Origin of the sequence: Allofournierella sp. (genome assembly GCF_048388525.1) — a bacterium.
GTDB lineage: Bacteria > Bacillota > Clostridia > Oscillospirales > Ruminococcaceae > BQOK01.
On sequence record NZ_DBGCTQ010000020.1, the window covers coordinates 1 to 5,555 of the forward strand.

A 5,555-nucleotide genomic window follows, 5' to 3' on the forward strand; every position below is an offset into this window, starting at 1 on the left:
GCGAGGACGGCTTCGACATCACGGTGGCCAGCGAGGTCATGGCCATCTTTTGCCTTGCCACCGATCTTGCCGACCTGAAGGCCCGCCTTTCCCGCATTGTGGTGGGTTACACCTACGCGGGCGAGCCGGTCACCGCCGGGCAGGTAGGGGCGGCCGGCGCCATGACCGCCCTGCTCAAGGACGCGTTTGATCCCAACCTCGTGCAGACGTTGGAAAACAATCCCGCCATCATCCACGGCGGCCCTTTTGCCAACATCGCCCACGGCTGCAACAGCGTCATGGCCACCAAGCTGAGCCTTTCCCTGGCGGATTACGTGGTCACCGAGGCGGGCTTCGGCGCGGATCTCGGCGCCGAAAAATTTTTGGACATCAAGTGCCGCAAGGCGCACCTTGCGCCCAACGCGGTGGTGGTGGTGGCCACCGTGCGGGCGCTCAAGCATCACGGCGGCTGCCCCAAGGACCAGCTCGGCGTGCCGGGCGTGGAGTATCTGCAGGAGGGCGCCGCCAACCTGCGCCGCCACGTGGAGAACATGCAGAACTACGGCCTGCCCGTATGCGTGGCCATCAACGCCTTCCCCACCGACACCCCCGAGGAGCACGAGTGCCTGCGCGAAGTCTGCGCCGATCTGGGCGTTCCCTGCGCCCTCACCGAGGTGTTCGCCAAGGGCGGCCAGGGGGGCCTTGCGCTGGCCAAGGCCGTGCTCAGCGTACTCCAGCCCGACACCCGGGTCAATTTCGCCTACCCGGACGACGCGCCCTTGAAGGCCAAGGTGGAGGCGGTGTGCAAAAAGGTCTACCGGGCGGCGGGCGTCTCTTTCAGCGCGCCGGCCCAAAAGGCCCTGGCCGAGATCGAGGCCATGGGCTACGGCGGCCTGCCGGTGTGCATCGCCAAGACCCAGTATTCCTTCAGCGACGACCCAAAGCTTTTGGCCGCGCCCGAGGGCTTCACCATGACCGTGCGGGACGTGCGCCTCTCGGCGGGCGCGGGCTTCGTGGTGGTCATCATGGGCAGCATCATGACCATGCCCGGTCTGCCCAAAAAGCCGGCGGCCGAATCCATCGACGTGGATGAGACCGGCCGCATCACCGGCCTGTTCTGAGCGCCTTTCCCACACACGCCAAAGCCCCCGTGCAGTGTGCACGGGGGCTTTTTCTCAGCTTTTATAATAGGGGCTGCCCGCCACATAGGGGTTTTCAGCGCTGTACACCGTGTGGGTGGCCAGGTGGTTCACCCAGGCGCTGTAGCCCGAGGCGTTCATGTGCAGCCCGTCGGCCGAATAGTCCTCCCGCAGATCGCCGTTTTCGTCGGCCAGCACACTGTACAGGTCCACAAAGGGGCAGTTTTTTTCGGCCGCCAGCCTTGCCAGCTGATCGTTCACCCGCAAAATGCGCTCTTTATAAAGGCCTGCGGCCTTTTGGGTGTATTCGGGCCGCACCGGCGTCATGGCCTGCACGTAAATCGTCACGCCCTCGCCCAGCGTCTCGCGGATCAGATCCAGCATCTGGCCGTAGTAGGCCAAAAAGGCGTTCTCCTCGGCCTCGCCGTCCCGCGCCAGGGCGTTGGCCCCCAAAAGGATATACAGCCGCTTGGGCGCGCGCTCAGCGATCTTGTCCAGGGCGATCTCATCGGTCTCGGTGGCAAAATTGTGCAGGCTGGTGCGGTTCAGAATGGCGCTGGGCCCGGCGCTGCGGTAGCCATACACCGCTGCGACCCCTTTCACCGGGTTTGCGTAGGTGTCCAGCCCCTCGGTCACGCTGTCGCCCAAAAACACAGCGTCGGCAAAATAGCTGTTGTCCACAAGGCCCCGCTCGGGCAGTGTCAGGGCGGCCGCCCCGGGGCTCACCACGGTATACCCGCTGGTCTGCCGCACCGGGCCCACGCTCTGCCAGCTCGTGCCCCCCTGCTCCACCTGCATGGGCAGGGGCGCCAGCACGCTGCCCACAAGGCCGGTCTGGCCCTCGCTGGCGGCCGGGCCCGAGGGCGCGCCCGATCCGCTGCCCCCGACCCGCTCAATGGCCCAGGTGATCACCCAGGCAAGCCCCAAAACAGCCAGTGCCGCCAGCAAAAACGCCAGCAGGCGGCGCAGCGCCCTTTTGCGGCGCTTTTGCCTGGTCTGCTGCCGGAATTCACGATAGTTGCCCATTCTTTCCTCTCCCCGGCGCGGCTTTCCCGCGCCCTGTGCTGTATTGCCCGCGCCTGTGCCCCGTCAGGAATTTGTGCTGGGGAAATAGGGCCGCAGCGCGCCTGCCACGCTGCTGATCGGCATGGTCTGCAGCCAGATATGCCCCGGGCCGGTGAGCACGGTGTTAAAGAGTCCCTCGCCGCCCAGCATCATGTTTTTCAGCCCTGGCACCGCCTGGATATCGATCTGGCAGCTTGCGCTCATAGCCGCCAGGTATCCGCTGTCGATCACCATCTGCTGGCCGGCCGCCAGTTCATATTCCACCACGTGGCCGTCGAACTCGGCAAACACCACGCCCTGCCCGGCCACTCTCTGCAAAATAAAGCCCTCGCCGCCAAACAGCCCCGCGCCCGCCTTCTTCTGAAAATGAACCGACAGCTCCACCCCGGTCTCCGCGGCCAAAAACGCCTTTTTCTGCAAAATATACTCCTGCCCCCGGGCCACAGTGAAGGCCTGAATGCTGCCGGGAAAGCTGGATGCAAACGCAATGAGGCCTGGGCCGTTCTGGGCGGTGTATGTATTCTGGAAGATCGAGTCCCCCGAGAGCATCCTTCCAAACGCTTTGCCCAGCCCCCCGCCGGAGGTGGTGTCCATTTTCATGTTGGGGCTCATCCACGCCATCGAGCCCCGCTCGGTAATCATGGCTTCTCCCTGCTCCAGGCTGCAGATGACCACGGGTAAAGTATCGCCCTGAATCTCGTACTGCATACTCTTTCCTCCTTTATTTGCCGGGCGTGCCCGGCGGGTTTGTTTTTAAAAGGCAGGCGGCCCATTCAAAACCGGGTCGCCTGCCTTTTACGTCCATATTCGGATGCCTTACTCGCCCTTGTAATAGGGGCTCCCGGGCAGGTACGGGTTATCCGCCGCATAGGCCGTGTGCTTTGCCAGATACTCGGCCATCACGGTATACGCCTCGGCCTTCAGGTGCACGCCGTCGGCGGCTGCAAGCTCCGCCCGCAAATCGCCGTTCTCGTCCGCCAGGGCTTCGTACAGGTTCACAAAATAGCAGCCCTTTTCCTGGGCCAGGGCGGCAAGCTGGTTGTTCACCCGCTCAATGCGCTCCTTGTAAAGGCCCGGCTGCGAAACCCCGGGCCGCACCGGCGTGACCGATTCCACATAGATCTTCACCTCGCTGCCCACGGCCTCGCGGAACATGTCCAGCATCTGGCTGTAATAGGCCAAAAAGCTCTGTTCCACGGCCTCGCCGTCCCGCACCAGGGCGTTTGCCCCCAAGAGAATATACATCCGCTTGGGCTGGGAGTTCACAATGGTGTCAAAGCCCACCTCCTGGCCGCGGCCGCTGCCCTGGCCGGGATCCAGCGTCTGCTTGTTCACAATCGCGCTGGGCCCAATGCTCTTATACGCGCACACAAATGCATGGGCCTTCATGGGCGACTCGTAGATGTTCCAGCCCTGGCTCACACTGTCGCCGATCAGCACGGCCCGGTCGAAGTAGGTGTAGTCCACCACACCGTTCTCGGGCAGGGCGATCAGCCGGTAATCCGGGTTGTTCACCGAATAGTTCAGGGTCTGCTCCACCGGTCCCATCTGGTTCCAGCTGGTGTCGCCCGGGTCCTGCGCCGGTGCCGGCGCCTGGCTGGCCGCTTCGCCGCTCTCGGGCGCACTGGCCGTGCTCTGCGGCTGCGAAACGCTCTGCGGCGCAGAACTGCCGGAGGCGCCGCCGGGCGCCCCGCCCTTCATCAGCCGGGTGATCAGGAAAGCCAGCCCAAGAATGACCAGCACCGCCAGCAAAAACACCAGCGCGCGGCGCAGCACCCGCTTGCGGCGGCGGCGCTTTGCCTGTTCACGAAATTCCCGATAGGTTGCCATTCTTCCCTCTCTCCCCAGGCGCACCGGGCACCTGTTTTCTCCATTACAGGGGCCAAACACGCCCCCGGCTTCCATGCAAATCTTACATGTGTATCATTATACCCCAGCCCGTGCCGGGGCGCAAGCCGGGGGGCAAAAAAGTTGGCCCCCGCTGCTTAGTATCGCCGGTTCGCGGCGGGATATGCTTTTTTTCGCCCTGCGGGCCCTGTGCTATATAAACGAACCTGCGGTCCCGGCTCTTTCAGTTTGATTGTGATAGATTGCTTTTTTTTGTTCAAAAATTGCCGAGGGTGCGCCCTCCGCTCTTGACGAAACGCCGCTTATCCCCCATACTAACGTATAGAACGGCCCAGCCCCGCCGGGCGGGTGCAAACGGAAAGGCCCCTTTTAAAAAAGGGCGCCGCGCGGCAAAACGTCCGCTTTCCCGCTCGCCCCGTCCCCGCCGCCGGGCAAGTTGAGATGCAATTAAGGAGGGTGCTTTATTATGGCAATTTTGGTATGCGGCGGCGCCGGCTACATCGGCAGCCACACCTGCGTGGAGCTGCTCGCGGCAGGTTACGACATTGTGGTGGCCGATAACTTTTATAACTCCTGCCCCGAGGCGGTGCGCCGGGTCAAGCTGATCACCGGGCGCGAGTTCCGCTTTTACGAGGTGGACCTGACCGACGCGGCCCAGGTGGAAACCCTGTTTGCCGAAAACCCGGACATCGACGCCGTGATCCAGTTCGCGGCTTACAAGGCCGTGGGCGAGAGCGTTTCCAAGCCCATCGAGTATTACTCCAACAACCTCTCCACCACCCTTACCATCCTGGCCGCCATGCGCCGCCATGGGGTGAACAACATCGTGTTCTCCTCCTCGGCCACCGTTTACGGCGACCCCGAAACCGTGCCCATCCGGGAGGACAGCAAGGTGGGCGGCACCACCAACCCCTACGGCACCAGCAAGCTGATGAACGAGATGATGCTCACCGACTGCTGCAAAGCCTACCCCGAGCTGAATGTGGCCCTGCTGCGCTACTTCAACCCCATCGGCGCCCACGAGAGCGGCCTGATCGGCGAGGACCCCAACGGCATCCCCAACAACCTGGTGCCCTACATTGCCAAGGTGGCGGTGGGCGCGCTGGAAAAGGTGCATGTATACGGCAACGATTACCCCACCCCGGACGGCACCGGCGTGCGGGACTACATCCATGTGGTGGACCTGGCCCGGGGCCATGTGGCGGCCATCAAAAAACTCGAGCAGAAGCCCGGCCTGTTCATCTGCAACCTGGGCACCGGCCACGGCTACAGCGTGCTGGACGTGATCCACGCCTACGAAAAGGCCTGCGGCAAAACCCTGCCCTACGTCATCGACCCCCGCCGCCCCGGCGACATCGCCTCCTGCTACGCCGACCCCGCCAAAGCAAAGCAGGAGCTCGGCTGGCAGGCCCAATATGGCATTGAGGAGATGTGTGCCTCCAGCTGGAAGTGGCAGAGCACCAACCCGGACGGCTACAAGGGCTGATGGGATTGACAAAATTGTAAAAAACCGCAAAAATGCGC

At 63.3% G+C, this 5,555-nt stretch carries 5 protein-coding genes; 2 read left to right on the forward strand and 3 right to left on the reverse strand.

What is annotated here, in order from left to right:
• Positions 1 to 1,100: formate--tetrahydrofolate ligase (locus ACMLHZ_RS01825; protein WP_418666109.1), on the forward strand; the 1,100-nt coding region annotated here is incomplete at its 5' end.
• A 54-nt stretch (positions 1,101 to 1,154) separates the two neighbouring features.
• Here the strand turns inward: ACMLHZ_RS01825 and ACMLHZ_RS01830 are convergent.
• From ACMLHZ_RS01830 to ACMLHZ_RS01840, 3 genes are all read right to left on the reverse strand, one after another.
• Entirely contained in the window at positions 1,155 to 2,144 is a 990-nt protein-coding gene (locus ACMLHZ_RS01830; RefSeq protein WP_418666110.1) for an SGNH/GDSL hydrolase family protein, read from the reverse strand.
• A 63-nt stretch (positions 2,145 to 2,207) separates the two neighbouring features.
• A complete protein-coding gene (locus ACMLHZ_RS01835) occupies positions 2,208 to 2,891 on the reverse strand; it encodes a TIGR00266 family protein (RefSeq protein WP_418454117.1) in 684 nt (227 codons plus the stop codon).
• A 108-nt stretch (positions 2,892 to 2,999) separates the two neighbouring features.
• Positions 3,000 to 4,013 (reverse strand): GDSL-type esterase/lipase family protein, encoded by a 1,014-nt coding sequence (locus ACMLHZ_RS01840; RefSeq protein ID WP_418666111.1) that lies wholly within the window; start codon positions 4,011 to 4,013, stop codon positions 3,000 to 3,002.
• A 484-nt stretch (positions 4,014 to 4,497) separates the two neighbouring features.
• Between ACMLHZ_RS01840 and galE the strand changes: the two genes are divergently transcribed.
• Positions 4,498 to 5,517 carry a UDP-glucose 4-epimerase GalE gene (gene galE / locus ACMLHZ_RS01845; RefSeq protein WP_418666112.1) on the forward strand — a complete coding sequence of 340 codons (1,020 nt, stop codon included), beginning with the start codon at positions 4,498 to 4,500 and terminating at the stop codon, positions 5,515 to 5,517.
• The last annotated feature ends 38 nt before the right edge of the window (positions 5,518 to 5,555 follow it).

Bases quoted from the DNA above. Each gene is read 5' to 3' on its own strand.
- ACMLHZ_RS01835 (WP_418454117.1), bottom strand. From the start codon at position 2,891: ATGCAGTACGAGATTCAGGGCGATACTTTACCCGTGGTCATCTGCAGC.
- ACMLHZ_RS01830 (WP_418666110.1), bottom strand. From the start codon at position 2,144: ATGGGCAACTATCGTGAATTCCGGCAGCAGACCAGGCAAAAGCGCCGC.
- galE (WP_418666112.1), top strand. From the start codon at position 4,498: ATGGCAATTTTGGTATGCGGCGGCGCCGGCTACATCGGCAGCCACACC.
- ACMLHZ_RS01840 (WP_418666111.1), bottom strand. From the start codon at position 4,013: ATGGCAACCTATCGGGAATTTCGTGAACAGGCAAAGCGCCGCCGCCGC.